Annotated in this window: 2 protein-coding genes; one reads left to right on the forward strand and one right to left on the reverse strand. The window is 72.4% G+C overall.

Going from position 1 to position 1,436, the window contains the following annotated elements:
* Nucleotides 1–9: 9 nt before the first annotated feature.
* Nucleotides 10–813, forward strand: a complete 804-nt coding sequence (locus E1202_RS31090) for an ABC transporter ATP-binding protein (RefSeq protein ID WP_132686875.1) — start codon at nt 10–12, stop codon at nt 811–813.
* Nucleotides 814–956: 143 nt separating this feature from the next.
* Here E1202_RS31090 and E1202_RS32475 read toward each other — a convergent pair.
* A partial coding sequence (locus tag E1202_RS32475) for a hypothetical protein (protein WP_235879144.1) occupies nt 957–1,436 on the reverse strand: 480 nt, incomplete at its 5' end.

A 1,436-nucleotide genomic window follows, 5' to 3' on the forward strand; every position in this document is an offset into this window, starting at 1 on the left:
GGAACCCTCGTGAACCACCCCCGCCCCGCCGACACCGGACCCGTGCTGCACGCCGACGACGTCGACGTCGTCCGCGACGGCACGCACCTGCTGCGCTCGATCACCCTGCAGGTCCACCCCGGCCAGCACTGGGCACTGCTGGGAGCCAACGGCGCGGGCAAATCCACCCTGCTCAGCCTCCTGGGCGCCCACCAGCACCCCACCCGCGGCAGCGTGGACGTCCTCGGACACCGCCTCGGCGCCGTGGACATGCGCGCCCTGCGCAGCCTCGTCGGCCACGTCAACCCCCGGCACCCGCTCACCAGCCCGCTCACCGTCACCCAGGTCGTGCTCACCGGCGCCACCAACACCACCGAACTCGTCCCGCGCCGGCACCCCACCGACGCCGAAACCGCCCACGCCGACCGGCTGATCAGCCTGCTGGGCATCGCCGACCGCGCCGACTCCCGCTGGAACACCCTGTCCCAAGGCGAACGCGGCCGCGCGCTCATCGCCCGCGCCCTCATGCCCGCACCCCGCCTGCTCCTGCTCGACGAACCCGCCACCGGACTCGACCTGGCCGCCCGCGAACAACTGCTCACCAGCCTCGAAGACCTGCGCACCCAGCACCCCGAGCTGGCCACCGTCCTGGTCACCCACCACCTCGAAGAACTCCCGGCCGGCACCACCCACGCCATGCTGCTGCGCGACGGGCAGTGCCTGACCTCAGGCCCGGTCGACGAGGTCATCACCAGCGACCACATCAGCAAGTGCTTCAACCACCTCGTGCACATCACCCGCGACCACGGCCGCTGGCACGCCCGCGCCCGATGACACCGCGCGGGCCGGTCGAACACCGGCCGGGCGCCGGCGCGAACGGTGTGCACGACCCAGGGCATGAAAACGGTGGTCCTGGCACGGGCGCAGGATGCAGGTCTGCGCCCGTGCCAGGACCACCGACGAGGCGAAAGAAGGCTCTAGCGGCGCTTCTTCGGCGGATCCTTGCGCAGCAGATCCGGCCCGATGATCCGGCGCACCACCCGGCGCATCAAACCGCGCTTGCGCGGCGGGGCCGTCGCGGCACGCTCGGTCACCGCCGGCTGCGGACCGGTCAACGCCGTCGGTGACGCCGCGGCCTGCGGGTTGAGGCGCTTGGCGAACTCCGGCTGCTCGTCACGAATCGCGGGGATGTAGGGCTGGGTGACCTCGACGTGCTCGGGAATCGGCGGCGGCGCCATCGGCGGACCGGCCGGCGGGATCGAAGGCATCGACGCCGGTTCGTCGCTGTAGAACGCCTGGAACGCCGTGTCTCCGGCGATCGGGTCCTGCGCGGCGGGCTCCGGGCCGGGGGAGAAGTGCTGCTGCGAACCGGGGTTGAGCGCCTCGGCGAACGTCGTGCCCTCCGACATCGCAGTGCTCGGCCGCGGCGGAAGGGAGTTCTGCGGGGCCTCGTGCAT

It is taken from the genome of Saccharopolyspora karakumensis (genome assembly GCF_004349225.1).
In the GTDB taxonomy this organism is placed as follows: domain Bacteria; phylum Actinomycetota; class Actinomycetes; order Mycobacteriales; family Pseudonocardiaceae; genus Saccharopolyspora; species Saccharopolyspora endophytica.